This is a genomic window from Microbacterium sp. NPDC058389 (assembly GCF_042722305.1).
Taxonomy (GTDB): domain Bacteria; phylum Actinomycetota; class Actinomycetes; order Actinomycetales; family Microbacteriaceae; genus Microbacterium.
The window spans coordinates 531906-557690 of sequence record NZ_JBHXJQ010000001.1; the positions used below are offsets into that span (position 1 = coordinate 531906).

Annotated in this window: 24 protein-coding genes; 21 read left to right on the plus strand and 3 right to left on the minus strand. The window is 70.7% G+C overall.

The window, feature by feature from the left end; all coding sequences use genetic code 11:
* Positions 1 to 48: 48 nt before the first annotated feature.
* The 6 genes from ruvA (at position 49) to ACFWJ8_RS02720 (ending at position 7349) form a co-directional block, all read left to right on the plus strand.
* Positions 49 to 675 (plus strand): Holliday junction branch migration protein RuvA, encoded by a 627-nt coding sequence (ruvA, locus tag ACFWJ8_RS02695; protein WP_378808575.1) that lies wholly within the window; start codon positions 49 to 51, stop codon positions 673 to 675.
* Complete coding sequence (gene ruvB / locus ACFWJ8_RS02700) at positions 668 to 1693, plus strand: Holliday junction branch migration DNA helicase RuvB (RefSeq protein WP_378808577.1); 1026 nt, start codon at positions 668 to 670, stop codon at positions 1691 to 1693. The genes ruvA and ruvB overlap by 8 nt, the downstream gene beginning before the upstream one ends.
* A gap of 83 nt (positions 1694 to 1776) precedes the next feature.
* Complete coding sequence (yajC, locus tag ACFWJ8_RS02705) at positions 1777 to 2238, plus strand: preprotein translocase subunit YajC (RefSeq protein ID WP_378808580.1); 462 nt, start codon at positions 1777 to 1779, stop codon at positions 2236 to 2238.
* Between the two features lie 43 nt (positions 2239 to 2281).
* Positions 2282 to 4006 carry a protein translocase subunit SecD gene (gene secD / locus ACFWJ8_RS02710; RefSeq protein ID WP_378808582.1) on the plus strand — a complete coding sequence of 575 codons (1725 nt, stop codon included), beginning with the start codon at positions 2282 to 2284 and terminating at the stop codon, positions 4004 to 4006.
* Positions 4006 to 4998 carry a protein translocase subunit SecF gene (gene secF, locus ACFWJ8_RS02715; RefSeq protein ID WP_378808585.1) on the plus strand — a complete coding sequence of 331 codons (993 nt, stop codon included), beginning with the start codon at positions 4006 to 4008 and terminating at the stop codon, positions 4996 to 4998. Before secD ends, secF begins: the two co-directional genes overlap by 1 nt.
* A 101-nt stretch (positions 4999 to 5099) precedes the next feature.
* Positions 5100 to 7349 (plus strand): RelA/SpoT family protein, encoded by a 2250-nt coding sequence (locus tag ACFWJ8_RS02720; RefSeq protein WP_378808587.1) that lies wholly within the window; start codon positions 5100 to 5102, stop codon positions 7347 to 7349.
* On the opposite strand, the gene ACFWJ8_RS02725 is transcribed toward ACFWJ8_RS02720, so the two are convergent.
* The 3 genes from ACFWJ8_RS02725 to ACFWJ8_RS02735 all read right to left on the minus strand — a co-directional run bounded on the left by ACFWJ8_RS02725 (position 7336) and on the right by ACFWJ8_RS02735 (position 10029).
* Positions 7336 to 7896, minus strand: coding sequence for a hypothetical protein (locus ACFWJ8_RS02725; RefSeq protein ID WP_378808590.1), 561 nt, complete (start codon positions 7894 to 7896; stop codon positions 7336 to 7338). The genes ACFWJ8_RS02720 and ACFWJ8_RS02725 overlap by 14 nt on opposite strands.
* Positions 7897 to 8028: 132 nt before the next feature.
* Complete coding sequence (locus ACFWJ8_RS02730) at positions 8029 to 9612, minus strand: DUF349 domain-containing protein (protein WP_378808593.1); 1584 nt, start codon at positions 9610 to 9612, stop codon at positions 8029 to 8031.
* 123 nt (positions 9613 to 9735) lie between these two features.
* Positions 9736 to 10029, minus strand: coding sequence for a dioxygenase (locus ACFWJ8_RS02735; RefSeq protein WP_378808596.1), 294 nt, complete (start codon positions 10027 to 10029; stop codon positions 9736 to 9738).
* Positions 10030 to 10159: 130 nt separating this feature from the next.
* On the opposite strand from ACFWJ8_RS02735, the gene ACFWJ8_RS02740 reads away from it, so the two are divergent.
* The 15 genes from ACFWJ8_RS02740 to ACFWJ8_RS02810 all read left to right on the plus strand — a co-directional run bounded on the left by ACFWJ8_RS02740 (position 10160) and on the right by ACFWJ8_RS02810 (position 25689).
* On the plus strand, positions 10160 to 11521 hold the full coding sequence (locus ACFWJ8_RS02740; protein ID WP_378808598.1) for a replication-associated recombination protein A: 1362 nt from the start codon (positions 10160 to 10162) through the stop codon (positions 11519 to 11521).
* Positions 11522 to 11719: 198 nt separating this feature from the next.
* A complete protein-coding gene (gene rpsD, locus ACFWJ8_RS02745; RefSeq protein WP_141894533.1) occupies positions 11720 to 12349 on the plus strand; it encodes a 30S ribosomal protein S4 in 630 nt (209 codons plus the stop codon).
* Between the two features lie 104 nt (positions 12350 to 12453).
* On the plus strand, positions 12454 to 12750 hold the full coding sequence (locus ACFWJ8_RS02750; RefSeq protein ID WP_345543230.1) for an ATPase: 297 nt from the start codon (positions 12454 to 12456) through the stop codon (positions 12748 to 12750).
* An 81-nt stretch (positions 12751 to 12831) separates the two neighbouring features.
* Positions 12832 to 15489 (plus strand): alanine--tRNA ligase, encoded by a 2658-nt coding sequence (alaS, locus tag ACFWJ8_RS02755; RefSeq protein ID WP_378808603.1) that lies wholly within the window; start codon positions 12832 to 12834, stop codon positions 15487 to 15489.
* The gene (gene ruvX, locus ACFWJ8_RS02760; RefSeq protein ID WP_378808606.1) at positions 15486 to 15953 is read left to right on the plus strand and encodes a Holliday junction resolvase RuvX; all 468 of its coding nucleotides are present in this window, start codon (positions 15486 to 15488) and stop codon (positions 15951 to 15953) included. The genes alaS and ruvX overlap by 4 nt, the downstream gene beginning before the upstream one ends.
* The gene (gene mltG, locus ACFWJ8_RS02765; RefSeq protein WP_378808609.1) at positions 15953 to 17725 is read left to right on the plus strand and encodes an endolytic transglycosylase MltG; all 1773 of its coding nucleotides are present in this window, start codon (positions 15953 to 15955) and stop codon (positions 17723 to 17725) included. The genes ruvX and mltG overlap by 1 nt, the downstream gene beginning before the upstream one ends.
* Positions 17692 to 18570 carry a shikimate dehydrogenase family protein gene (locus tag ACFWJ8_RS02770; protein ID WP_378808611.1) on the plus strand — a complete coding sequence of 293 codons (879 nt, stop codon included), beginning with the start codon at positions 17692 to 17694 and terminating at the stop codon, positions 18568 to 18570. Before mltG ends, ACFWJ8_RS02770 begins: the two co-directional genes overlap by 34 nt.
* A gap of 30 nt (positions 18571 to 18600) precedes the next feature.
* Entirely contained in the window at positions 18601 to 19845 is a 1245-nt protein-coding gene (aroC, locus tag ACFWJ8_RS02775) for a chorismate synthase (RefSeq protein WP_378808614.1), read from the plus strand.
* A complete protein-coding gene (locus tag ACFWJ8_RS02780; RefSeq protein WP_378808617.1) occupies positions 19829 to 20359 on the plus strand; it encodes a shikimate kinase in 531 nt (176 codons plus the stop codon). The genes aroC and ACFWJ8_RS02780 overlap by 17 nt, the downstream gene beginning before the upstream one ends.
* Positions 20356 to 21432: a 3-dehydroquinate synthase gene (gene aroB, locus ACFWJ8_RS02785; protein ID WP_378808620.1), complete on the plus strand. Its 1077-nt coding sequence runs from the start codon at positions 20356 to 20358 to the stop codon at positions 21430 to 21432. Before ACFWJ8_RS02780 ends, aroB begins: the two co-directional genes overlap by 4 nt.
* A complete protein-coding gene (locus tag ACFWJ8_RS02790; RefSeq protein ID WP_378808623.1) occupies positions 21429 to 21959 on the plus strand; it encodes a GNAT family N-acetyltransferase in 531 nt (176 codons plus the stop codon). Before aroB ends, ACFWJ8_RS02790 begins: the two co-directional genes overlap by 4 nt.
* A 101-nt stretch (positions 21960 to 22060) precedes the next feature.
* Positions 22061 to 23650 (plus strand): MFS transporter, encoded by a 1590-nt coding sequence (locus tag ACFWJ8_RS02795; protein WP_378808625.1) that lies wholly within the window; start codon positions 22061 to 22063, stop codon positions 23648 to 23650.
* Between the two features lie 21 nt (positions 23651 to 23671).
* On the plus strand, positions 23672 to 24130 hold the full coding sequence (gene aroQ, locus ACFWJ8_RS02800; protein ID WP_018170792.1) for a type II 3-dehydroquinate dehydratase: 459 nt from the start codon (positions 23672 to 23674) through the stop codon (positions 24128 to 24130).
* 45 nt (positions 24131 to 24175) lie between these two features.
* Positions 24176 to 24835, plus strand: coding sequence for a TetR/AcrR family transcriptional regulator (locus tag ACFWJ8_RS02805; protein WP_378808628.1), 660 nt, complete (start codon positions 24176 to 24178; stop codon positions 24833 to 24835).
* On the plus strand, positions 24832 to 25689 hold the full coding sequence (locus ACFWJ8_RS02810) for a 3-hydroxyacyl-CoA dehydrogenase (protein WP_378808631.1): 858 nt from the start codon (positions 24832 to 24834) through the stop codon (positions 25687 to 25689). Before ACFWJ8_RS02805 ends, ACFWJ8_RS02810 begins: the two co-directional genes overlap by 4 nt.
* Positions 25690 to 25785: the final 96 nt, after the last annotated feature.

The window sequence follows — 25785 nt, forward strand, 5'->3', positions numbered from 1 at the left end:
GTGCGTGTCGCTCGAACAAACGTCCGAACCAGCCCGTAGGCTCGCAGCATGATCTCCTCAGTCCGCGGCACCGCCGTGCACGTCGATGCGGATTCGGTCGTCGTCGAGGTCGGGGGAGTCGGGCTGCACGTCGCGGTCACCCCCCAGATCGCCCACGCGACCCACCTCGGCGACACCGTGCTGCTGCACACGACCCTGATCGTCCGCGAGGACGCACTGTCGCTGTTCGGCTTCGAGTCGCGCGAAGAGCTGACGGTGTTCGGACAGCTGCTGGGGGTCACCGGCGTCGGCCCGAAGTCCGCGCTCGGCGTGCTCGCCACCCTCACCGTGCCTCAGATCGCCGACGCCGTCGCCTCCGACGACGACGCCCCTTTCCGCCGCGTCTCCGGCATCGGCCCCAAGACGGCGAAGCTCATCGTGGTGCAGCTCGCCGGCAAGATCGCCGTCACCCGGCCCACGGGGACGAGCGGAGGGGATGCCGCCACCTCGGCGGCCGTGCCGGCACAGGTCGTGCAGGCCCTGGTCGGCCTCGGCTGGTCCGAGCGCGTGGCGGCCGAGGCGGTCGAGGCCGCGGCATCCGACGCGTCCGAGGGCGACCGCTCGTCGGTGCCCGCGCTGCTGCGCCTGACGCTGTCGGCGCTGGGGCCGGCACGGAAGGAGACGGTCGGTGGTTGACGTCCACGACGACGCCGAGCCCGTCGACGAGACCGAGCTCGCGATCGAGGGCGCGCTGCGTCCGACGTCGCTCTCCGAGTTCGTCGGCCAGCAGAAGGTGCGCGGGCAGATGCAGCTGCTGCTTGACGCCGCACGCATCCAGCAGCGCCCCGCCGACCACATCCTGCTGTCGGGGCCTCCCGGACTCGGCAAGACCACGCTCGCGATGATCGTCGCCCACGAGAGCGGCCGCCCGCTGCGGCTGTCGAGCGGTCCCGCGATCCAGCATGCGGGCGACCTCGCGGCGCTGCTGTCGAGCCTCACGCCCGGCGAAGTGCTGTTCATCGACGAGATCCACCGGATGGCGCGCTCGGCCGAAGAGATGCTGTACCTCGCGATGGAGGACTTCCGCATCGACATCATGGTCGGCAAGGGGGCCGGCGCCACCAGCATCCCGCTCGACCTCGCGCCGTTCACACTCGTGGGCGCCACGACGCGGTCGGGACTGCTGCCCAACCCGCTGCGCGACCGGTTCGGCTTCACCGCACACCTCGAGTACTACGAGCCCGAGGAGCTGGAGCGTGTCATCGAGCGCTCCGCGGTCATGCTGGGGGTGTCGCTGCCGCCGGCCGCCCGTGCCGAGATCGCGCGCCGATCGCGCGGCACCCCTCGTATCGCCAACCGCCTGCTGCGCCGAGTGCGCGACTACATCGTGGTGCACGGGCGGACGGGGGCGGACATCGCCACCGTCGACGCCGCGCTGGACCTCTACGACGTCGATTCGATCGGCCTCGACCGCCTGGACCGGGCCGTGCTGGACGTCATCGTCCGGCGCTTCCGCGGCGGGCCCGTGGGGCTCAGCACCCTCGCGGTGGCCGTCGGCGAGGAACCCGACACGATCGAGTCGGTGGTCGAGCCGTACCTCGTGCGGATCGGCTTCATGGGACGCACTCCGAGGGGTCGCATCGCGATGCCCGAGGCTTACGCACATCTGGGCGTGGCGAGCGTCGAATCGGTGCTCGGATTCGATGACCTATAATCACTGGAGGCTCTCGCCTACCCCCCTCCTGCAAGGCAGCGCCGCCCCGGCGCGTGCCTGACCCGAAAGGTGCCACCGGCTCCATGGACTTCGCTGCCTTCCTGAGCAACTACGGCCTCATCATCCTGCTGGTCGTGCTCCTCGTCTTCATGTTCTGGAGCTCCCGCCGCCGTATGCAGAAGCAGAAGGCCGAGCAGGAGCAGAAAGCGCGCCAGACGGTGCCCGGCTCGGAGGTCCTCCTCCAGGGCGGCCTCTACGGCACGATCGTGTCGTACGACGCCGACAACCTCGACCAGCCCGCGATCGTCGAGCTCGCGCCCGGCGTCGAGATCAAGGTCCACAGCCAGGCCATCCTGCGCGTCGTGACCCCTGGCGCCGACTCCGTCACCGAGGACGAGTACCTCGAGGCCGAAGAGAGCCACGCCGAGTATGCCGAGGGCGTCGCCAACGGCGACATCAGCTCGATCAGCGACGACGCCGCCAAGGCGAAGGACAAGGACGCCGACAAGGGCGACGCCGATTCCGGCACAAAGGCCCAGGACTAAGGTCTGACCGTTCGCCCGTTCGGGCACTCCAGAAAGCGAAGACGTGGCGACATCCACTCCCGTCCGGCATGCGTGGCGCGCGCTGACCGGCCTTCTCGTCATCACCGCGATCCTGTTCGGCATCAACGCCCTCGGCGTCTATGTCTTCGGGAAGAGCTCGTGGACGCCGTCCCTTGCGCTCGACCTGCAGGGCGGCACGCAGATCGTCCTCGAGGCGCAGACCGAGAACGGCGCCGACCCCTCTGCCGAGCAGATGGAGCAGGCGGTCACGATCATCCGTCAGCGCGTCGACGCCTCCGGCGTCGGCGAGGCCGACGTGACCACGCAGTCCGGCAACCAGATCGTCGTGCAGATCCCCGGTCAGGCCGATGAGGAGACGCGCAACCGCATCGAAGCGTCCGCGCAGCTGCAGCTGCGCGCGGTTCTCTACACCGGCGCGCCCGCGAACACCTTCGTGGGCGACGACGGCAACGAGACGCCATATCCGACGCCCGACCCGTCGCTGCAGGCCACGCCCACCACGTCGCCCACCAACGGCAGCGACACCGCGTGGATCACGCCGGCGCTTCAGGCCGAGTACCTCGCGTACGACTGCTCCGACCCGGCGAACGACCCCGCGAACGCGCCCAAGGACGAGCCGCTCATCACCTGCGACGCGGACGGCACGGTCAAGTACATCCTCGGTCCGGTCGAGCTCGACGGCTCGTCGATCGACGACGCGACGTTCGGCCTGCAGACGAGCAACAACCAGTGGGCCGTCAACCTGCAGTTCGACGACGAGGGCACCACGACCTTCGGCGAGATCAGCCAGCGCCTGTACGGCGCCACCGCACCGCTGAACCAGTTCGCGTTCGTGCTCGACGGCTACGTGCTGTCGGCGCCGTCGATGAACGGCGTGATCATGGACGGCAAGCCGAGCATCACGGGCAGCTTCACCCAGGAGAGCGCGAAGGTGCTCGCCGACCAGCTCAAGTACGGTGCTCTGCCGCTGAGTTTCAGCGTGGTCAGCTCGGACTCGATCTCGGCGACGCTCGGCTCGCAGCAGCTCATGATCGGCCTCATCGCGGGTCTGATCGGTCTGGCACTCGTCGCGATCTACTCGCTGATCGTCTATCGCGCGCTCGGCTTCATCATCATCGCGTCCCTCGTGGTGATGGCGGTGCTGACGTACATCACACTGTGCATCCTCGCCTGGCGCATGGGCTTCCGCCTGTCGCTCGCCGGTGTCGCGGGCCTCATCGTGACGATCGGCTTCACCGCCGACTCGTTCATCGTGTACTTCGAACGCATCAGGGACGAGCTGCGAGACGGCAAGTCGATCACGTCCGCCGTCGAGGACGGCTGGGGTCGCGCCAAGCGCACGATCTACATCTCGAAGTCGATCAACATCCTCGCGGCCGTCGTGCTGTACATCCTCGCGGATGCCACGGTCAAGGGCTTCGCCTTCACCCTGGGTCTCACGACCGCGATCGACGTCCTCATCTTCATCCTGTTCACCCACCCGGTGCTGCAGCTGCTGGCGCGGACGAAGTTCTTCGGCTCGGGACACCCGCTGTCGGGTCTCGACCCCACGGCCCTCGGTGCGGTCTACCGCGGGCGCGCGCAGTTCCGCGACCCCGTGCTGACGACGGGGACCGCCGGACGCCGCAACGCGAAGTCCCGCGGCGAGGCGGCGCGTCGTCAGACGATCGCCGAGCGCAAGCAGGCGGAGCAGGCGGCCGCTGAGACCAGCAAACCCGTCACGACCGTCAAGGAGGGAGACGACTGATGCGCTCCATGAGCCAGCTCGGCAACGACCTCTACTCCGGCAAGACGTCGTTCCCCTTCGTCGGCCGCCGGCGTCTGTGGTTCCTCATCGCCGCGATCCTCGTGATCGCGTCGGCGCTCGTGCCGCTGTTCCGCCCGATCCAGTTCTCGATCGAGTTCACCGGCGGTTCGCAGTTCACGGTGACCGGCCTGTCAGCGCCCATCGACCAGCTCGCCGCCACCGAAGCGGTGCACTCGGTCGTCCCCGACGCAACCACGAAGGTCGCGACGGTCGGCGACAGCGCGATCCGCGTGCAGACCGACCAGCTGACCGATGCCGAGAGCCGTGAGGTCTCGGCGGCCCTCGCAGACGCCTACGACGTCCCCGCCAGCGAGGTCAGCGCGTCGTTCATCGGCCCCAGCTGGGGAGCGGACGTCACGCGCCAGTCGCTGTGGGGTCTGGCGATCTTCCTCGCTCTGACGTTCCTGATCCTCGCGCTGTACTTCCGCACCTGGAAGATGTCGGTCTCGGCCATCATCGGCCTGGTGGACGTGCTCGTGATCACGATCGGCGTGTACGCGCTGTTCGGCTTCGAGATCTCGCCCGCGGCCGTCATCGGCTTCCTGACGATCCTGTCGTACGCGCTGTACGACACGACGGTCGTGTTCGACAAGATCCGGGAGAACACCAGCGAAGACGGCGAAGTATCGGGACGCACATTCGGCGAGTCGGTCAACCTCGCGGTGAACCAGACGCTCGTGCGCTCGATCAACACCACTGTCGTGGCGATCCTCCCGACCGGCGCGATCCTGTTCATCGGCATCGTCTGGGTCGGCGCGCAGACGCTCACCGACCTGTCGCTCGCGATCTTCGTGGGCACGATCGTGGCCGCGTACTCGACGCTGTTCGTCGCATCGCCGCTGTACTCGCTGCTGCGCGAGAACGAGCCCGCGATCAAGTCGCGCGACACGCGCGTGCTCGACGCGCGCGCACTCGCGGGCACCCCGGTCTGAACGCGACGCCTGGGCCGGTATGACCGGCCCAGGCGTCCGCGGCCGGGTGCCCCCGGTCGCGGGCGTAGGATTGTGGGATTCGGCGGAGGGGAGGGGATCGTATGACCGAGACCATCCCGCCCGCCCAATCGTCCTCGCTGCGCCGCCTGGTGCCGAGGATCTTCTCGCGTTCGGCCCGGCGCGACGACGTCGAGCAGCTCCTTCGGACGGTGCGCACGCACCATCCGAAGGGCGATCTGTCGATCATCGAGCGCGCCTACTCCGTCGCTGAGCGCGCGCACTCCGGCCAGGCTCGTCAGAGCGGTGAGCCGTACATCACGCACCCGCTCGCGGTGGCGCAGATCCTGGCCGATCTCGGCCTCGGGCCGCGCGCGATCGCCGCCGCCCTGCTGCACGACACCGTCGAAGACACCGAGTACTCGCTCGAGACGCTGACGGCCGAGTTCGGCGACGAGGTCGCGATGCTCGTGGACGGCGTCACGAAGCTCGACAAGGTCAAGTACGGCGAGAGCGCGCAGGCCGAGACGGTCCGCAAGATGATCGTCGCGATGTCGCGCGACATCCGGGTGCTCCTCATCAAGCTCGCCGACCGGCTTCACAACGCCCGGACGTGGGGCTTCGTGCCTCCCGAGAAGGCGCGCAAGAAGGCCACCGAGACGCTGGAGATCTACGCTCCGCTCGCGCATCGGCTCGGCATCCAGGCGATCAAGTCCGAGCTCGAGGACTTGTCGTTCGCCGTGCTGCAGCCCAAGCTGTACGCCGAGATCGACAGCCTCGTCAAGCAGCGCACCCCGCAGCGCGAGCAGTACGTGCAGAACGTGATCGACGCCGTCGACAGCGATCTGCGCGAGCTGCGCATCCGCGGCCGCGTCATGGGACGCCCGAAGCAGCTCTACTCCGTGTACCAGAAGATGGTGGTGCGCGGTCGCGAGTTCGACGACATCTACGACCTGATCGGCATCCGCATCCTCGTGGGCAGCGTGCGCGACTGCTACGCGGTGCTCGGCGCGATCCACGCGCGGTGGACGCCGCTGCCCGGCAGGTTCAAGGACTACATCGCCACCCCGAAGTTCAACCTCTACCAGTCGCTGCACACGACGGTGATCGGTCCCGGCGGCCGTACGGTCGAGATCCAGATCCGCACGCACGAGATGCATCAGCAGGCCGAGTACGGCGTCGCGGCGCACTGGAAGTACAAGGAGCGGATGAACGGCGGCAAGACGGACTCCAAGTCCGTCGACACCGACATGGCGTGGCTCGCGCACATCTCGGACTGGCAGGCCGAGACCGCGGACCCGGGCGAGTTCCTCGACTCGCTGCGCTTCGAGATCGGCGCGAAAGAGGTCTACGTCTTCACGCCCAAGGGTCGCGTCATCGGGCTGCCCGCCGGTGCGACCCCGGTCGACTTCGCGTACGCCGTGCACACCGAGGTCGGCCACCGCACGATGGGCGCGAAGGTGAACGGCCGCCTCGTGCCGCTGGAGTCCGAGCTCAAGAGCGGCGATGTGGTCGAGGTGTTCACCTCGAAGAACCCCGACGCCGGGCCGTCGCAGGACTGGCTGGGCTTCGTCAGGAGCACGCGCGCCCGCAACAAGATCCGCGGCTGGTTCACCAAGGAGCGGCGCGAAGAGGCGATCGAGCAGGGCAAGGAGTCGATCGCGCGCGCGATGCGCCGGCAGAACCTGCCCCTGCAGCGCCTCATGAGCCAGGACTCCTTCTCCGAGGTGGCGCACCTGCTGCGCTACGAGGACGTCTCGGCGCTGTACGCCGCGGTCGGCGAAGGCCACGTCTCGACCCAGTCGGTGATCGAGAAGGTCACCGCCCTCGTCGCGGCCAACGACACCACCACCGGGCCCATCGACCTTCCGCCGGTCGGCCGCTCCCGGGCGCCGCGCGGCGGCGACTCGGGCATCCTGGTGCGCGGTGCGCCCGACATCCTGGTCAAGCTCGCCAAGTGCTGCACCCCCGTGCCCGGCGATCAGATCGTCGGATTCGTGACGCGCGGCAGCGGCGTCTCCGTGCACCGTGCCGACTGCACGAACGTGAAGTCGCTCATGGAGGACCCGGAGCGCCTCATCGACGTCGAGTGGGCACCGACGACCAAGAGCGTGTTCCTCGTCCAGATCCAGGTCGAGGCGCTCGACCGCTCGGGCCTGCTGAGCGACGTGACCCGCGTGCTCAGCGAGCACCACGTCAACATCCTCTCCGCGACGGTGTCGACGACCAACGACCGCCTGGCGCTCAGTCGCTTCGTCTTCGAGATGGGCGACATCGTGCACCTGGACCGCGTGCTCAACGCGGTGCGGCGCATCGACGCGGTCTACGACGTGTACCGCGTCACGTCCTCCTGACGCTCTGCGACAGCTCGGCCTCGACGGCGCGCAGCACGACCAGCGCGGCGTTCTTGTGCGGCAGCGTCCCCTGCTCCAGCCGGCGGATCGCCGGCCCGACCGCCCTCGGATGCGCACTGGCGAGCAGGCCGGCGGCGCGTGCATGGGCGGCATCCGTCGTCCTCGCGAGATCGATGAGGGTTCGCACGGTCGTCGCCACCCGGACCCCGCCGATCAGCTCCAGGTCCGCCGCGGGCACGGCCACATCGCGGTAGACGACGTGGCGGTCGGGCATCACGTGCAGGCGACGCGGCACGCCGCGCTGCACGGTGTGCCGCGCGGGCGGCTGGGGGAGGCCACCGTGGATCCAGGCCGCAGTCAGATGCGTGGCGGCCAGCGTCTCGCCCAGCAGCCGGGACAGCGCGCCCGCACGCAGAGCCGTCGTCTCGACGGCGTCGGCCGGGATGTAGGCGTCGCCGAGCTCGACGAGGTGTCCGTCCAGGCACGCGGCCGTCAGTTCGGCACGCGACAGACGGTCGTCGGCGAAGTACAGGAACGGCGAAGCCATGCGTGAAGTGTGCCGCACTCACGCGGGTCGACGGAGGCTGCGGGCGCCCGACTGTGGAGAACCCGCGCACGAAAAGGGCCTCCGGCCGGCACGCGGTGCCGGCCGGAGGCCTGAATTCGATCGTGCTCGACGTCAGCCGCCGAGTGCCTTCAGCCACGACTTGCGGGCCTCGAGCGCGTCGGACGCCTGCGCGATGGCCTTCTTGTCGCCGGACTTCTTCGCGGCGGCGAGTTCGTCCTCGAGCTTCTGGATCGCGTCGGTGAGCTGACGCGTCATGTCGTTGGCGCGCGCCTTCTGTTCGGGGTCGTTGCGCTTCCAGTCCGCGTCCTCGCGCCCGCGCAGGGCGTTCTCGATGCGACGCAGCTCGTCGTCGAGCGAGCGCTCGGCGTCGCGCGGGAAGATGCGGCCGATCTCGTCCCACTGACGCTGGATGGCCGTGAGGATCGAGCGGGCCTTCGCGATGTCGCGCTCGTCCCCGACGACCTTGGCCTCATCGAGGAGCGCGCGCTTGGCGTCGATCTTCTCGCGGGAAGCCTCGGCATCAGCGGCCTCGCGCTCGACGCGCGCACCGTAGAGCGCGTCGCCGGCGGCCTTGAACCGCGCCCACAGCGCGTCGTCGACCTTCTTGCCGGCCCGGCCGGCCGTCTTCCACTCGTCGAGCAGGTCGCGGTAGGCGGGGATGCCGTCCTCGCCCTTGGGCGCGAGCGCCTCGGCCTTCTCGACCAGGCGCGTCTTGCGGTCGCGGACGCCCTTGTGCGCTTCGTCCAGCTCGGCGTAGAACGCGCGACGGTGCTTGTCGACCGTGGCGCGCGCGTCACGGAATCGCTTCCAGAGCTGCTGGGCCGTCGACTTGGGAAGACGCGGCCCGTTCTGCTGCTGCGACTGCCACTGGTCGAACAGGCCGTTGATCTCGGCTGTCGCCTGCTTCCACTGCACGGTGCGCGGGTCACGAGCGGCGAGGGCCTCGGCCTTCTCGACGAGCTCGGTGCGCGCCTTGACGGCATCGTCGACGGCCTCACGCGCGGCGACGGCCTCGGTCTCGGTCTGCGCCGCGAGCGCCTTCGTCAGCGCCGCGACACGCGCCACGAGGCTGGCGAGGTCGCCGACCGCCGCAGCGTCGACGAGCTTGCCGTTGATCGCGCGTGCGGTGGCGCGCAGATCGGACGCGGATGCGCCGCCGCGGCGGTGACGCACCTCGAGGAGGGTCACCTCGCTCGCGAGGTCGGCGTACTTGCGCTCGAAGTAGGCGAGCGCCTCTTCGGAAGAGCCGTCGGGGTACTGGCCCACGACGCGCCAGCCGTCCGCCTCGCGCACCGACACCGTGCCGTCGTCGTCGACGCGGCCCCACGGCTCGTCCGAGCCGGCGGCCGCCGGAGCAGCGTGCTCGACCACGATCTCGGTCACCTCGACGGCGACCACGTCGCCCTCGGCGTCTTCGACCACTTCGACGATCTCGACCGCTTCGACCTCGACCGCCTCGACCTCGACCACCTCGGCGTCAGACGCCGCGGCGTCAAGGGCCTCGACGTCGATCGTCTCGGCATCGGAAGCCTCGGCGGCCTCGGGGACGTCTGCGGCGTCGGTCGCGGCATCCGCCTCGACCGCGTCGTCGGCGACGGGGGTCTCGGCAGGATTCTCGGCGGGGGCGGACGTCGTCTCGGGCTCGGGGAGCTCGGGGGCGTCGGTCTCGGGCTGGGGGTCTGCTGCGGCAGTCACGGGATGCACCTCATCGCGGCTTGCGCCGTCTGTGGGAGTAGGACGGCTCACAGCCTAGTACGGCGGATGCCCCATCCCGATGCTGTTGCGCACGGCGTCGGCATCCACGGCCGACCGTCGCCGTCAGGGCGTGGGTGTCGGCGTGGCGCTCGGGGTCGGCTCTTCGGTGGCCACGGGCGTCGGCGACGGGGTGGACGTCGAGGTCGGCGACGGCGCCGGCGCACCGGGTCCGGCCACGAAGTAGGCCGTCTGGATGCCCACGATGCCGAGCACGAGGATGCCGCCGACGATGCCGGCGATCAGGTTGTCGCGGGTGCGGCGACGGGCCTGATCGTCGTGGAACTGACGACGGGCCTGATAGGTCCGCGTCCGGTCACGTGCGGCACGTGCGTCTCGATCCTTGCCACCGCCGGCCACGGGGCCTCCTCTTGTCGTCGTCCCAGGCGCTCACCGGTCACAGGCCCGGGGCGGGTTGATCCTACGGCCCGGCGCCACGGCGGCCAAACCGGACGGATCCGCTGTCGTGCCCCCGGGATAGCCTGGGACGGTGACTTCGCCGACCGCACTGTTCCAAGGCCTGACGCCGTTGGCCGTGCGGATGCGTCCCTCGTCGCTCGACGAGGTCGCGGGCCAGTCCCATCTGCTGCGGGCCGGGTCGCCGCTGGTGACGCTGGCGAACCCGGATGCCGCGGCCCGAGCCGCGACGTCGGTGATCCTCTGGGGTCCTCCGGGCACCGGCAAGACGACGCTCGCACAGGCGATCGCGCGCTCGTCGGGCCGCCGCTTCGTCGAGCTGTCGGCGGTGACGGCCGGAGTCCGCGACGTGCGCGAGGTCATGCAGGAGGCGCTCACCCAGCGCGACCTGTACGGCCAGTCCACGATCCTGTTCCTCGACGAGATCCACCGCTTCACCAAGGCGCAGCAGGACGCGCTGCTCCCCGGTGTCGAGAACGGCTGGGTCGTGCTTATCGCTGCGACCACCGAGAATCCCTCGTTCTCCGTCATCTCGCCCCTGCTGTCGCGCTCCCTGCTGCTCACCCTGAAGCCGCTCACCGATGCCGACCTCGCCATGCTGCTCGACCGCGCGGTGACCGACGCACGGGGCCTCGCCGGCGCCGTGCGGCTCGGAGACGATGCGCGCGATGCACTGGTGCGGCTCGCGTCGGGCGATGCGCGCCGGGCCCTCACGGCGCTCGAGGCTGCGGCATCCCTCGCGACCCCCGAGGAGCCGGACGAGGAGGACGACGCGGACGCGGATGCCGACGCCGCCATCCCCGAGATCACGGCCGACCAGGTCGCACAGGCGGTCGACCGGGCGCTCCTGCGCTACGACCGGCAGGGCGACGAGCACTACGACGTCATCAGCGCGTTCATCAAGTCGATCCGCGGCTCGGACGTCGATGCGGCCATGCACTACCTCGCGCGCATGATCGAGGCGGGGGAGGACCCACGCTTCATCGCCCGTCGCCTGATCATCTCGGCCGCCGAAGACATCGGCCTGGCCGACCCGCAGGCGCTGCCGATCGCCGTCGCCGCAGCGGACGCCGTGCAGTTCATCGGGATGCCCGAGGGGCGCATCCCGCTCGCCGAGGCGACCGCGTACCTCGCGACGACGGCGAAGTCGAATGCCGCCTACCTGGCCATCGACGCGGCGATCGCGGACGTGCGCTCGGGCGGCTTCGGCCGTGTGCCGATGCATCTGCGCGACGCGCACTACCCGGGCGCCAAGCGGCTCGGCCACGGCAAGGGGTACGTGTATCCGCACGACTCCGAGATCGGCATCGCAGCGCAGCAGTACCTGCCGGACGAGCTGCGCGGCCGCCGGTACTACGAGCCGAAGGCGCTCGGCGCCGAGCGCGACGTGCAGGCACGGCTGGAGAAGATCCGTCGCATCCTCAGCGGCGCCTGAGGTCCTGAACGTCGGCTGACCGGGGCGAAAGCCCACGTCTGGTAGGCTTGAGCGGCTCGAAACGACGTTTTCGGGCATCCCCTCTCTTCTTGACCTACCTTCCGGCATGCCCCGGCGTGCAGTCCGGACAGGGCGAAGACAGGGCGATACGTCCGCGGGCCGTGAAAGACACGGCCGCGTCATCGAAAGGAACACTTCGTGGCAACGAAGTCCCAGGACCGCCGCAAGGTCCGTCTGTCCCGCGCTCTCGGCGTGGCCCTCACCCCGAAGGCCGCCAAGTACCTCGAGAAGCGCCCCTACGCTCCGGGTGAGCACGGCCGCACGAAGCGCAAGCAGGACAGCGACTACGCCGTCCGCCTCCGCGAGAAGCAGCGTCTGCGCGAGCAGTACGGCATCCGCGAGAAGCAGCTGCGCATCCAGTTCAACGAGGCCCGCCGCACCCAGGGCCTGACGGGTGAGAACCTCGTCGAGCAGCTCGAGATGCGTCTGGACGCCCTCGTCCTGCGCGCCGGCTTCGCCCGCACCACCGCGCAGGCGCGCCAGATGGTCGTGCACCGCCACATCCTCGTGGACGGCCAGCTCGTCGACCGCCCGTCGTTCCGCGTGAAGCCGGGTCAGCTCATCCACGTCAAGGCCAAGAGCGAGGGCATCGAGCCCTTCCAGGTCGCAGCTCTCGGCGGTCACGCCGAGGTCCTGCCCCCGGTTCCGGGCTACCTCGAGGTCGAGCTCGACAAGCTGCAGGCCCGTCTCGTGCGTCGCCCCAAGCGCGCCGAGGTCCCCGTGGTCTGCGACGTCCAGCTCGTCGTCGAGTACTACGCAGCTCGATAAATCTGCGAACACGCGAAGGGCGTCGGGGTCACCCGACGCCCTTCGTCGTTTCCCCTTACGATGGAGGGATGCCGCGCCCCGGCGGCCCGCGAGGAAGTGGTGACATGAAGAACCTGGTGTGGTTCCTGCTCGGCATCGCCGGAGGATTCGTCGTGGCGCACTTCATGAACAAAGACCCGCGCGGACACGAGATCCTCGCCGACGTCGACGCGCGCATCACCGAGTTCACCGATCGCATCGGCGACGCCTACCGCGAGCAGGAGGCCCGGTTCGCCGGCATCGTCGACGACGTGCGGGATGCCGCGGCCGAAGCCGCCGGCACCGCCAAGGACGCGGCATCCACCGCCGCGGACGCGGTCGTCGACGCCGCGAAGAGCGCGGCCGACAAGCTCACCGACTGACCCGCCGCACATCCGCTCACCGGCAGAGCCGGAGAGTCGGCGTGCCGCCCGATACGCATCCGCACGCACAGAAGGACCCGCATGAAGACCGCCGAGATCGCGCAGCGCTACCTCGATTACTTCGAGAAGAACAGCCACACCATCGTCCCCTCGGCGTCGCTCGTGACCGACGACCCGGCGCTGCTGTTCACGGTGGCCGGCATGGTGCCGTTCATCCCGTACCTGTCGGGCGACGTGCCCGCCCCCTACGCGCGCGCGGCCGACAACCAGAAGTGCATCCGCACCAACGACATCGAAGAGGTCGGCAAGACGCCGCGTCACGGCACCTTCTTCCAGATGCTCGGCAACTGGTCGTTCGGCGACTACTTCAAAGAGGGCGCGATCCGCTACGCGTGGGAGCTGCTGACCAGCTCCGAGGCCGACGGCGGGCTCGGGTTCGACCCGAAGGACCTGTGGGTCACCGTCTACGAGGAGGACGACGAGGCCCGCGAGCTCTGGCTGCAGCTGACCGACCTGCCCGCCGAGCGGATCCAGCGTCTCGGCAAGGACACGAACTACTGGAGCACCGGGCTCCCGGGCCCTGCCGGTCCGTGCTCCGAGATCTTCTTCGACCGCGGTCCTGCGTACGGCGTCGACGGGGGCCCTGCGACCGACGACGACCGCTACGTCGAGATCTGGAACCTCGTGTTCATGCAGTACGAGATCACGAACGTGCGCTCGAAGTACGACTTCGACATCGTCGGCGAGCTGCCGAACAAGAACATCGACACCGGCATGGGCCTGGAGCGCATCGCGTTCATCAAGCAGGGCGTCGACAACATGTACGAGACCGACCAGGTGCGTCCCGTGCTCGACAAGGCTGTCGCGCTCTCGGGCCGCACGTACGGCGCGAACCACGAGGACGACGTGCGCTTCCGCGTCGTGGCCGACCACATCCGCTCGTCGCTCATGCTGATGTCGGACGGCGTGACGCCCTCCAACGACGGCCGTGGCTACATCCTGCGCCGCCTCATGCGCCGCGCGATCCGTTCGATGCGCCTGCTGGGAGTCGACGGGCCGACGTTCGACGTGCTGTTCACGGCATCCCGCGACGCCATGAAGAGCGCCTATCCCGTCGTCGAGGCCGACTGGGCCCGAATCTCGCAGTACGCACTTGCCGAAGAGGCCACGTTCCTGCGCACGTTGGCGGCGGGGGAGTCGATCCTCGAGGAGTCGCTCGTCGAGACCAAGTCCTCAGGCGGCACCACGATCGCCGGCTCCGAGGCGTTCCTGCTGCACGACACCTACGGGTTCCCGATCGACCTGACGCTGGAGATCGCCGAGGAGGCGGGCCTGTCGGTCGACCGCGCCGCGTTCGACAGCCTCATGCAGGAGCAGCGCGCCCGCGCGAAGGCCGATGCCCGCGCCCGCAAGCGCCAGCTCGCCGACACGAGCGTCTACCGCGACCTGCGCGCGCTCGGCGAGACCGGGTTCACCGGATACTCCGACCTCGAGACCGAGTCACGCGTGCTCGGCATCCTCGTCGACGGCGTGTCGGTCGACCGCGCCACGACCGGCCAGATCGCCGAGGTGATCCTCGCCGAGACCGCGCTGTACGCGGAGTCGGGCGGCCAGGTCGCCGACAAGGGCGTCATCGTCGGCCCGGGCTACGAGCTCGAGGTGCTCGACGTGCAGAAGCCCGTGCCCGGCCTCATCAGCCACACCGTCGAGGTGTCCTCCGGCGAGGTCGGCGTCGGCCAGCCGGCGACGTCGGTGGTGGATGCCGCCAACCGTCGTGCCGCCCGCCAGGCGCACTCGGCCACCCACCTCGTGCACGCAGCGCTGCGCGACACGCTCGGCAAGACCGCGACGCAGGCGGGATCGCTCAACCGCGCCGGCTACATGCGCTTCGACTTCTCGTGGGGCCAGGCGCTGTCGGACGACACCAAGAGCGAGATCGAGGAGATCGCCAACAACGCGGTCCGCGACAACCTCGAGGTGACCACGCGGGTGCTGCCGCTCGACGAGGCCAAGTCCCTCGGCGCGATGGCGCTGTTCGGCGAGAAGTACGGCGACACCGTGCGCATGGTCGACATCGGCGGTCCGTGGTCGCGCGAGCTGTGCGCCGGCACCCACGTGTCGACGAGCGCCGAGATCGGCCTCATCAACCTGGTGGGCGAGTCGTCGGTCGGCGCCTCCAACCGCCGTGTCGAAGCCCTCGTCGGCCTCGACGCGTTCCGGTCGCTGGCGGCCGAGCGCGCGCTCGTGTCGCAGCTGACGTCGTCGCTCAAGGCGCCGCGCGAGCAGCTGCCCGCGCGCATCGCCGAGCTCCAGGCGAACCTCAAGGCCGCCGAGAAGAAGATCGCCGCGTTCGAGGCGAAGGCGCTCGGCGACCGGCTCCCCGCCCTCGCCGCGGCAGCCACCCGGATCGGCTCCACGCTCGTCGTCGCCGAATCGCTCGGCTCGGCGGCGTCGGCGGACGACGTGCGTTCGCTCGCGCTTCAGGTGCGCGACCGCCTCGGCTCCGACGCGGCCGTGATCGCGCTCGGCGCGGTGGTCAACGACCGGCCCGTCGTGATCGTGGCGACCAACGACGCGGCCCGCGCCGGAGGAGCCAAGGCGGGTGTGCTCGCCAAGACCGCAGCCGGTGTGCTCGGCGGCGGTGGCGGCGGACGCGACGACGTCGCCCAGGGCGGCGGAACGGATGCCGCGGCCCTGCCGGCCGCGCTGACCTCGGTGAAGGACGCCCTCGGCGCGTGACTGACTTCAGACGGGGCACCCGGCTCGGCATCGACGTGGGCAAGGCCCGCGTCGGGGTGGCCAAGTGCGACCCCGACGGCCTGCTCGCAACCCCCGTCGAGACGGTGCCCCGCGACGACGCGTCGGTGGCGCGGATCGTGGCGCTGGCGGAGGAGTACTCGACGTTCGAGCTGTACGTCGGGCTGCCCCTCAACCTGCGCGGCGAGGACACGCCGTCGACGCAGGACGCGCGCGATTTCGCCGCGGCGCTGGCCGCGGCATCCGGGCTCACCGTGCGCCTCGTCGACGAGCGGCTCTCGACCGTCTCGGCACACGCGGCGCTGCGCAGTTCGGGCAGATCCCAGCGATCGTCGCGTAGCATCGTTGACCAGGTCGCCGCTGTCGTGCTGCTTCAGCAGGCGCTCGACGTCGAGAAGAGCACCGGCCGGCCGCCCGGAACCCCCGTCTCCCAGGAGCCCGCCTGATGCCCGACTCATCGCCCGACGGCGCCGCAGCACCGCTGTCGCGCCGTGCCGCCCGTGAGGCCGCCGCTCGGCAGGCGGCGACCGGAGCGACGCCGGTGACGCCGCAGGCGGAGTCCGCACCGGTGCCGGTGTCGGCGGCATCCCTTCCCTCGGCGCACGCCCCGGCCACGCCTGTTCCCGCGCAGGCGCAGTCGTCCGCACCGGCTCCCGCAGCCGCTCCGGTGTCGTGGGAGTCGCTCATCACCGGTGCGACGCCCATCGTCGGGAGCGGTCCCACCGCCCCGCACTCCCCGCACTCCCCGGGCGCCACCGTCGCCCCCGCCGCCCCGGCTGCGGAGGCCGCCCCCGCGGATGTGTCCGGCAGCGGCTTCCAGCCGGTGCCGCTGCGCGCCCCGCGGCCGACCCGCACCGACGCCGACGCCACGCCCGAGAACGATCCGTGGCTGTTCTCAGGAGACACCGCGCCCGCGATGCCCTACAGTCGGGGCAACACCGGCGCGACCGCGACGGTGACCGCCACGGCGACCCGAACGGCGACGCTGCCGGAAGAGCCGCCCGCACAGGCGCCGCAACGCCCCGCCACGGGCACGCTCGACGATCTGTTCAGCGGTTCGACCTCGACGGACGACATCGGACACGTGCCACCGCCCAAGAACAAGAAGCGCCGCCGCATCGGCGGGTGGATCGCGCTCGGCGTCGTGCTGCTGGTCCTCGGCGGGATCGCGGCAGGCGGCCTGTACGTGTGGAACACGTACGAGGACAAGATCCGCGAGGTCATGGGCTGGGAAGAGCCCAAGGACTACGAGGCGGGTCTCGCCAACGGCGAGACGAGCGTCACGATCTCGTCCGGCGACACCGGTCAGCCGATCTCGGAGGCGCTCCACGCAGCCGGCGTCACCAAGACGGCGGACGCGTTCTACGACTACCTCATCACGACCGACCAGAACCCCATCTTCCAGCCCGGCGTCTACAAGCTGCAGAAGCAGATGACGAGCGAGGCGGCCCTCGCGGCCCTCCTGGACCCCGCCAACCGGCAGGAGTTCACTGCGCAGATCCCCGAGGGCTACACCGTCGACGGCACGCTGCAGCGTCTGTCCGAGGGGACCGGCATCCCGCTCGCCGACCTGCAGGCGGCCGCCGCGGACCCGGCGGCCTACGGCGTCCCCGTCGACCCCGCTGTCGCCGCCGCGGGCGGACAGCCCCTCGAAGGCTGGCTGTTCCCCGCGACGTACACGTTCGACCCGGGCGTGACGGCCCAGACCGCCATCCAGACGCTCGTGAACCGCACGATCGAGTCGCTGGATGCCGCCGGCGTGCCCGCCGCGGATCGTCAGCGGGTCCTCACGACGGCCTCGATCATCCAGCGCGAGGCACGGTTCGAGGCCGACATGCAGAAGGTCTCGCGCGTCATCCTGAACCGGCTCGACCCGAACAACCAGGAGACGTTCGGCCTGCTGCAGATGGACTCGACCGCCCAGTACGGGTACGGCGAACTGCACGCCGGCAGCGCGAGCACGTCGGACGAGGCCCAGAACGACCCCAACCCGTGGAACACCTACGTGCACGCCGGGCTGCCGATCGGCCCGATCGCCAATCCCGGCGACGTCGCGATCGACGCGGCGATGCACCCTGCCGACGGCCCGTGGCTGTACTTCGTGACGGTCAACATGGACACCGGCGAGACGATCTTCTCCGAGACGTACACCGAGCACCTGAAGTACGTGAAGCAGATGCAGCAGTGGTGCTCCGAGCACCCGGACTCGGGGTGCTGAACCCCGCAGCCGCCCGCCTGGAGGTGTGGGGCGACCCCATCGCGCACAGCCGCTCGCCGCAGCTGCACGCCGCCGCGTACGACGTGCTGGGGCTCGACTGGAGCTACGGCCGACGTCGCGTGGACGAGGCGTCGTTCGGTGCGGAGCTGGCCGGACTCGACGGGTCCTGGCGTGGGCTGTCGCTCACCATGCCGCTCAAAGGGGTCGCGCACGCAGCCGCCGTGAGCCGCGATCGTCGCGCCGAACTCACCGGGGCCGTCAACACGATGCTGCTCGACACGGACGGCCCGCGCGGCTTCAACACCGACGTCGGCGGCATCGTCCGCGCCCTCGCCGAGGAAGGCGTCACCGCGGTGCCCCGTGCGCGGATCGTCGGCGCGGGAGCGACGGCGACCTCCGCCCTCGTGGCCCTCGGCGAGCTCGGCGCCGACACCGTCGAGATCGTCGCCCGCCGCCCGGAGGCCGTCGAGCCGCTGACGGTGCTCGGCGGACGCCTCGGCATCGAGGTCACGGCCGCACCGTTCGCCGCATCCCCCTCGCACGACGTGCCGCTCACGATCGCGACGCTCCCCGGCGATGCGCCGGTGGGGGATGCCGCCGCCGATGCGCTCGCGCAGACCGGCGGGCTGCTGCTCGACGTCGTCTACGGTCATTGGCCGACAGCGCTGTCCGCGGCGTGGGGGCGTGCCGGCGGGACGGCCCGATCAGGGCTCGGGATGCTGCTGCACCAGGCCCTGCTGCAGATCCGGATCTTCGGCCACGGCGACCCGGACGCGGTCCTCGACGCCGAGCCGGAGGCCCTGCAGGCGATGCGCCGAGTGCTGGAAGCACCCGCGACGGCGTAACCCCCGTCTCGGGCGTGGGAGACTGGAGCAATGCTCCGCGTGCTCACGGCCGGCGAATCGCACGGCCCCGAACTCGTCGCCGTCATGGAGGGTCTGCCTGCGGGCGTCCCGATCTCGCGCGCCGCGATCCAAGCCGATCTCGGGCGCCGCAAGCTCGGCTACGGCCGCGGCTCGCGCATGAAGTTCGAAGAGGACGAACTGACCATCTCGTCGGGCGTCCGCCACGGCTACACGCTCGGCAGCCCGATCGCCCTGCGCATCGGCAACACCGAGTGGCCGAAGTGGGTCGAGGTGATGAGCCCTGAGCCCATCGAGCTCACCGACAAGTCCCGCGGCCGCGGCGCCGCGCTCACGCGCCCCCGCCCCGGCCACGCCGACCTCGTCGGCATGCAGAAGTACGGGTTCGACGAGGCTCGCCCGATCCTCGAGCGCGCCAGCGCACGCGAGACCGCGGCCCGGGTCGCCCTCGGTGCGCTCGCCCGATCATTCCTCGGCGAGCTCGGCATCCGCCTCGTCAGCCACACACTGTCGATCGGCCCGGTGCAGGTGCCGGCCGGTTCCGCGCTGCCCACGCCCGACGACGTCGACGCGCTCGACGCCGATCCGCTGCGCTGCTTCGACCCGGCCACGAGCGCCGCGATGGTCGAAGAGGTCGACGCCGCCAAGAAGGACGGCGACACGCTCGGCGGCATCGTCGAGGTGCTCGCCTACGGCCTGCCGCCCGGGCTCGGCTCCCACGTGCAGTGGGACCGCCGCCTCGACGCGAAACTCGCGCAGGCCCTCATGAGCATCCAGGCGATCAAGGGCGTCGAGGTCGGCGACGGCTTCGAGACCACCCGCCGCCGCGGCTCGGCCGCGCACGACGAGCTGTACACGGCCGAGGACGGCATCACCCGCTCCAGCGACAAGGCCGGCGGTACCGAGGGCGGCATGTCGACCGGCACCGTGCTGCGCGTCCGCGCGGGCATGAAGCCGATCGCGACCGTCCCGCGGGCGCTCCACACCGTCGACGTCGCGACCGGCGACGCCGCGCAGGCGCACCACCAGCGCTCCGACGTGTGCGCCGTGCCCGCCGCGGGCGTCGTCGCCGAGGCGATGGTCGCCGTGGTGCTCGCCGAGGTCGTGCTCGAGAAGTTCGGCGGCGACAGCGTCGCCGAGACCCGCCGCAACCTCGAGGGCTACCTCGCGGCGATCCCCGACGCCCTGCGCACCGCCGCCGAGAGCGACACCGCCCTGACGGGCGACGTCGCTGTCAGCCATGACCTCGCCCTCTGACGCGGTCGTGCTGATCGGCCCGATGGGGGCCGGCAAGACCAGCATCGGCAAGAAGGCCGCGCGCGCCCTGGGTGTGCCGTTCTTCGACACCGACGCGGCCGTGGTGCGCGACCACGGACCCATCGAACGGCTGTTCGCCGAGCACGGCGAGGCGCACTTCCGTGCGCTGGAGCGCGCCGCGGTCGCCGAGGGGCTCGCCACGGGCGGCATCGTGTCGCTCGGCGGGGGAGCGGTGCTGCATCCCGAGACGCGCGCCGACCTCGCGCAGCGTCGCGTCGTGCTGCTGACCGTCGCACCGCGCGTGGTCGCGGGCCGCGTCCGCGACTCCCAGCGCCCGCTCCTGCAGGGCGATGACGCGATCGAACGGTGGACGGCCATCTACGAAGAGCGCCGCCCCGTGTACGAGCAGCTCGCCGACGTGACATTCGACACGTCGAGCGGCCCCATCCAAGACATCGTCGACGCGCTGGTCGCGTGGGTGCGCGGCGAGGACGACCCGGAGGAGACGGCATGACGGATGCCACGACCATCACCGTGCGCGGAGACGCGAGCTACGACATCACCGTGGGCCGCGGCATCCTCTCGTCCCTCGGCGAGGCGCTGCCGCCCGCGGCGCGAAAGGTGCTCGTGATCCACCCGCCGACCCTCGCCGCCGAGGCGGAGCGTCTGCGCGCTCAGCTGGTGAGCGACCGCGAGGTGCTGCTGGCCGAGATCCCGGACGCCGAGGCGGGAAAGCGCATCGAGGTGGCGGCCTTCTGCTGGCAGGTCATGGGCAAGGCCGACTTCACCCGCACCGATGCCGTCGTCGGCTTCGGCGGGGGTGCGGTGACCGACCTCGCGGGATTCGTCGCCGCGACGTGGCTGCGCGGGGTCGAGGTCGTGCAGGTACCGACGACCGTGCTCGGCATGGTCGATGCGGCCGTGGGCGGCAAGACGGGGGTCAACACCGCCGAGGGCAAGAACCTCGTCGGCGCGTTCTGGGCACCGCGCGCCGTTCTGTGCGACCTCGACCTGCTCGACACGCTGTCGCGGAACGAGCGCGTCGCGGGCTACGCCGAGGTCGTGAAGGCGGGCTTCATCTGGGCGCCGGAGATCCTCGATCTCGTCGAGGCCGACCCCGAGACGGCCGTCGATCCGCAGAGCGCGGCGTTCCGGCGCACGATCGAGCTCGCGATCGACATGAAGGCGCGCGTCGTCGGCGAGGACCTGCGCGAAGCAGGGCTGCGCGAGATCCTCAACTACGGCCACACGCTCGGCCACGCCATCGAGCACGCCGAGCGCTACCGCTGGCGCCACGGCGCCGCGATCTCGGTCGGCATGGTCTTCGCCGCAGAACTGTCGCGCCTGGCGGGCCGGCTTCCGGATGCCGCAGCCCAGCGCCACCGCGACATCCTCGAGTCGCTCGGACTGCCGACGAGCTACCGCCCCGGCGCCTGGCCCCAGCTGCTGTCGACCATGCAGCGCGACAAGAAGAGCCGCGGCGGCATGCTGCGCTTCATCGTGCTGGACGACATCGCCAAGCCGACGGTGCTGCAGGCGCCGGACGAATCGCTGCTCTTCGCGGCGTACCAGGAGGTCGCGGGATGAGCATCCCGGCGGTGCGCCGCATCCGGGCCGACGAGTGGCCTGCGGTGCGCGCGCTGCGCCTGGAGTCGACGAGCGACCCCGATGCCGCCATCGCGTTCCTGGAGACCCCGGAGCAGGTGGCCGCACGCACCGACGACTTCTGGCGCGACCGCACCCTGCGGGCCGCCGAGAGCGAGATCGCCGCGCAGTTCGTGGCCGAAGCCGACGGCGCCTGGGTCGGAAGCCTGTCGGTGCTCATCCGCGCCACCGGGCAGACCGACCACCTGGGGCGGTTCGTCGACGATCGCCGGGCCGACGCGGTGGGGGTCTACGTCAGCCCTGGATACCGCGGCACGGGCACCGTCGACGCGTTGTTCGACGCGGCGGCCGCGTGGGTCGCATCCCAGGGTCTCACCCGGCTCACGCTCGACGTGCACGCCGACAACGCCCGCGCCCAGGCCGCCTACCGCCGGAACGGGTTCACCCCGACCGGCGTCGCCTTCACCGGGCCGATCGGGCCCGAGATCGAGATGGCGCGCACGCTCTGAGCCGCCGGCCGAGGCAGTCGCCGCACGAGCGGTGATGGCATGCCGGCGGTCCGACTGCCACAATGGCGACGCGCACCACCCGCGGGTCGGACGGAGACGGCATGAGCACCACCACCACCACCGCGCCGGCCCGCGCCGGTGCGATCCTGTCGACGCTGATCATCGTCGCGGCGGTGGCCAATCTGCCGCTCGCGGTGGCGAATGTCGCGCTCCCCGACATCGGCAGGGCCTTCGACGCGTCGCAGACGCAACTCGACCTCGTGGCCGTCGGCTACTCGCTGGGCCTCGCCGCGTCCGTGCTGTGGCTCGGCGCGGTGGGCGACCGCTACGGCCGCAAGATGATGCTGCTCATCGGCGTGCTGCTGTCGCTTCCCGCGTGCCTCGTCTGCGCCTTCGCGCCGTCCGTCGAGGTGCTCATCCTCGCGCGCATCGTGGGCGGCGTCGCGGCGGGCATGGCGTATCCGACGACCCTGGCGCTCATCACCGCGCTGTGGTCGGGGCCCGCGCGCACCCGGTCGATCGCCCTGTGGTCCGCGACCGGCGGGGCGATCTCCGCGCTCGGGCCGCTGCTGGCGGGGCTGCTCCTTGCGAAGTTCGCGTGGGGATCGGTGTTCCTCGTCACGCTCCCGCTCATCGTGGTCGCCGTCCCGCTCATCATCCGGCTCGTCCCGAGCCATGTGAACGAGTCGACCGAGTCGGTCGACCACCTCGGCGGCGTGCTGTCGGTGATCCTGGTCGGCGGCGCGATCCTGGCCATCAACTTCGCGGCGGTCCCCGGCAAGGGGATGCTCGTGCTCGGGCTCGCGATCATCGGCATCGCGGCGATCATCGCGTTCGTCATCCGTCAGCGCCGCGCGAAGAACCCGCTCTACGACCTCACGATCGCGGCACGCCCGATCTTCTGGGTGGCCGCGTGCGCCGGGATGATCGTCTTCGGCTCGCTCATGGGTGCCATGTTCATCGGCCAGCAGTACCTGCAGAACGTGCTCGGCTACTCGACGATCGAGTCCGGGTTCGCCATCCTCCCCGCGGCGGTCTTCATGGTGCTGCTCGCGCCGCGCTCGGCGAAGCTCGTCGAGGCTCGCGGCGCACGGTTCACCCTGCTGGTGGGGTACGCGGCCGTGCTCCTCGGATTCCTCACGATGCTGATCCTCTGGCGCGGCGAGGCGCCGTACTGGGTGGTCGGTCTCGGCTACGCCTTCGTCGGTGCCGGCGTGGGCCTCGCCGGTACCCCCGCGTCGCGTTCGCTGACGGGTGCGGTCCCGGTGCGCCGCGCCGGCATGGCGTCCGGCACGGCCGACCTGCAGCGCGACCTCGGCGGCGCCGTGATGCAGTCGATCCTCGGCGCGCTCCTTACCGCCGGGTACGCCTCGGCGGCCGGAGCGCAGATCGCCGACGCGCCGAACGCCGATCAGATCACCTCGTCGGTGCAGGCGCAGCTGACGCAGTCGTTCTCCAGCGCGGCGAACATCGCGCAGCAGTACCCGCAGTACTCCGACGCCATCATCAAGGCCGCGCGCGCGTCGTTTGAGCAGGGGCAGAACTGGGCGTACCTGGCCGGTCTCATCGCGGTGCTCATCGGCGCAGCGCTCGTCGCCTGGAAGTTCCCCCACGCGGCGCGGGAGCGCGAGCTGCTGGCGCAGTACCACGCGGAGGACGAACCGTCTCCGCAGGCCCCGGACGCAGCCTGAGGCGGCGGTAGGGTGGGGCGCGTGACCACGCCGCGCCGCCTGCTCCTCGTCAACGGACCCAATCTCAACCTGCTGGGCACCCGCGAACCCGACATCTACGGCACGCAGACGCTCGCCGACGTGGAGCAGACGACAGTGGATGCCGCCGCCCGGCGCGGCTTCGAGGTCCGGGCCGTGCAGAGCAACCACGAGGGAGTGCTGCTGGACGCCATCCACGCCGCCCGCGAGGACTGCGCCGGCATCGTCATCAACCCCGGCGGCCTCACCCACACGTCGGTGGTGCTGCGCGACGCGCTGTCGGGCGTAGGACTGCCGGTGGCCGAGGTGCACATCTCCGACGTCCGCGCGCGCGAGGAGTTCCGGCACCACTCGTACGTCGCGGACGTGGCCGTCGTACACGTCGTCGGCGAGGGAGTCGCCGGGTACGCCACGGCGACGGCACGCCTGATCGACATCCTCACCGGCCAGGCGGAGGGCTGAGTCCGCAAATTTGAAGTGTACTCATTTTTGAGTACACTCATTTATATGAACGCGGACAGTGCGGAGTCCCACCCGGCGGGGCGGCGCGAACGCAACAAGGACGCCAAGCGCGCAGCCATCTTCGACGCCGCCGCGACGCTCTTCGAGGCTCACGGATTCGCGGCCGTCACAACCCAGCAGATCGCCGAACACGCCGACGTCGCAGCCGGCACCGTGTTCCGCTACGCCTCGTCGAAGGCGGAGCTCCTCCTGATGGTCTACAACGTCGAGTTCGAGCGCGCCGTCGCGCGCGGGCAGGACGCGGCCGTCCGCCACGCGGCCCGCGAGGCCGCCGTCACCGCGCTTCTCGCCCCCCTCCTCGAATGGGGGAGCACGCACGCCGAGAACACGCTGGCCTATCAGCGCGAGCTGCTGTTCGGCACGGCGAACGAGCGATACCGGGCCGAGGGCCTGGAGCTCGCAGCCGATCTCGTCGCGCGCATCGCCGCGATCATCACCCGCCCCGAGCCGTCCGGCGACGACGCCCTCCAGGCCGCCCGTTCGGTGTTCGGAGCCCTTCATCTCGCCCTGATCGAGGTCGCCACCGGCGTCTGGCACATCGCCGATCCCGTCGCGACCCTGTCGACCCAGGTGCGCCAGATCATCGCCGGAGCGGACCGCGTGGCCCGGCATCCCGACGATCACGGAAAGGAAGCACAACCATGACCGACAACAAGATCACCACGGTCGCCGTCCTCGGCACCGGTGTACTGGGGGCGCAGATCGCCTTCCAGACCGCTTATCGCGGCTTCCCGGTGACCGCCTACGACATCAGCGACGAGGCGCTCGAAGGCGCCCGTGAGCGCTTCATCCGCCTCGGCCACACCTACGCCGCGGAGGTGGAGGGCGCGACGCCCGACACCATCGAGGCCGCGCAGGCCCGGCTGCACCTCACGACCGATCTTGCGGTGGCCGCCCAGGCCGACCTCGTCATCGAGGCCGTGCCCGAGGTCCTCGACCTGAAGCGCTCGACGTTCGAGAAGCTCGGCGCCCTGGCGCCGGCATCCACGATCTTCGCCACCAACTCGTCGACGCTGCTGCCGAGTCAGATCAGCGATGCGAGCGGTCGCCCCGGCCGCTTCCTCGCCCTGCACTTCGCCAACCGCGTATGGCAGTTCAACACGGCCGAGGTGATGGGCACTCCCGAGACGGATCCGGCCGTGTTCGACGAGGTCGTCCGCTTCGCCACCGACATCGGCATGGTGCCGATCGAGCTGCACAAGGAGAAGGCCGGGTACGTCCTCAACTCGCTGCTCGTGCCCCTGCTGAACTCTGCGATCGCACTGGCTGCCGGCGGGTACGCCGAGGTGGACGACATCGACCGCACGTGGCGCATCGCCACCGGTGCGCCGTTGGGTCCGCTGCAGATCCTCGACATCATCGGGCTCACCACTCCGTACAACATCCTCACCCACGGGTCGGGCGCCGACGCGGAGCTGGCGTTGTGGCTGAAGGAGAACTACATCGACAAGGGCCAGCTCGGTGTGGCGACAGGGCAGGGCTTCTACAGCTACGCCTGACGTCGCGGACGGGGGTTGCGCCGCCTGTCGGCCGGCGCGCCCCCCCCCCCCCCCCCCGGCGGCGCCCCACCCCGGGGTCCCGCACCAGCCGCACGC

Excerpts from the sequence above, each read along its gene's own strand:
- ruvA (WP_378808575.1), top strand. The coding sequence starts at position 49 with ATGATCTCCTCAGTCCGCGGCACCGCCGTGCACGTCGATGCGGATTCG.
- ACFWJ8_RS02750 (WP_345543230.1), top strand. The coding sequence starts at position 12,454 with ATGAAGAACCTGGTGTGGTTCCTGCTCGGCATCGCCGGAGGATTCGTC.
- ACFWJ8_RS02720 (WP_378808587.1), top strand. The coding sequence starts at position 5,100 with ATGACCGAGACCATCCCGCCCGCCCAATCGTCCTCGCTGCGCCGCCTG.
- yajC (WP_378808580.1), top strand. The coding sequence starts at position 1,777 with ATGGACTTCGCTGCCTTCCTGAGCAACTACGGCCTCATCATCCTGCTG.
- mltG (WP_378808609.1), top strand. The coding sequence starts at position 15,953 with ATGCCCGACTCATCGCCCGACGGCGCCGCAGCACCGCTGTCGCGCCGT.
- ACFWJ8_RS02790 (WP_378808623.1), top strand. The coding sequence starts at position 21,429 with ATGAGCATCCCGGCGGTGCGCCGCATCCGGGCCGACGAGTGGCCTGCG.
- ACFWJ8_RS02805 (WP_378808628.1), top strand. The coding sequence starts at position 24,176 with ATGAACGCGGACAGTGCGGAGTCCCACCCGGCGGGGCGGCGCGAACGC.
- aroC (WP_378808614.1), top strand. The coding sequence starts at position 18,601 with ATGCTCCGCGTGCTCACGGCCGGCGAATCGCACGGCCCCGAACTCGTC.
- alaS (WP_378808603.1), top strand. The coding sequence starts at position 12,832 with ATGAAGACCGCCGAGATCGCGCAGCGCTACCTCGATTACTTCGAGAAG.
- secF (WP_378808585.1), top strand. The coding sequence starts at position 4,006 with ATGCGCTCCATGAGCCAGCTCGGCAACGACCTCTACTCCGGCAAGACG.
- ACFWJ8_RS02780 (WP_378808617.1), top strand. The coding sequence starts at position 19,829 with ATGACCTCGCCCTCTGACGCGGTCGTGCTGATCGGCCCGATGGGGGCC.
- ACFWJ8_RS02795 (WP_378808625.1), top strand. The coding sequence starts at position 22,061 with ATGAGCACCACCACCACCACCGCGCCGGCCCGCGCCGGTGCGATCCTG.
- ACFWJ8_RS02725 (WP_378808590.1), bottom strand. The coding sequence starts at position 7,896 with ATGGCTTCGCCGTTCCTGTACTTCGCCGACGACCGTCTGTCGCGTGCC.
- aroB (WP_378808620.1), top strand. The coding sequence starts at position 20,356 with ATGACGGATGCCACGACCATCACCGTGCGCGGAGACGCGAGCTACGAC.
- ACFWJ8_RS02810 (WP_378808631.1), top strand. The coding sequence starts at position 24,832 with ATGACCGACAACAAGATCACCACGGTCGCCGTCCTCGGCACCGGTGTA.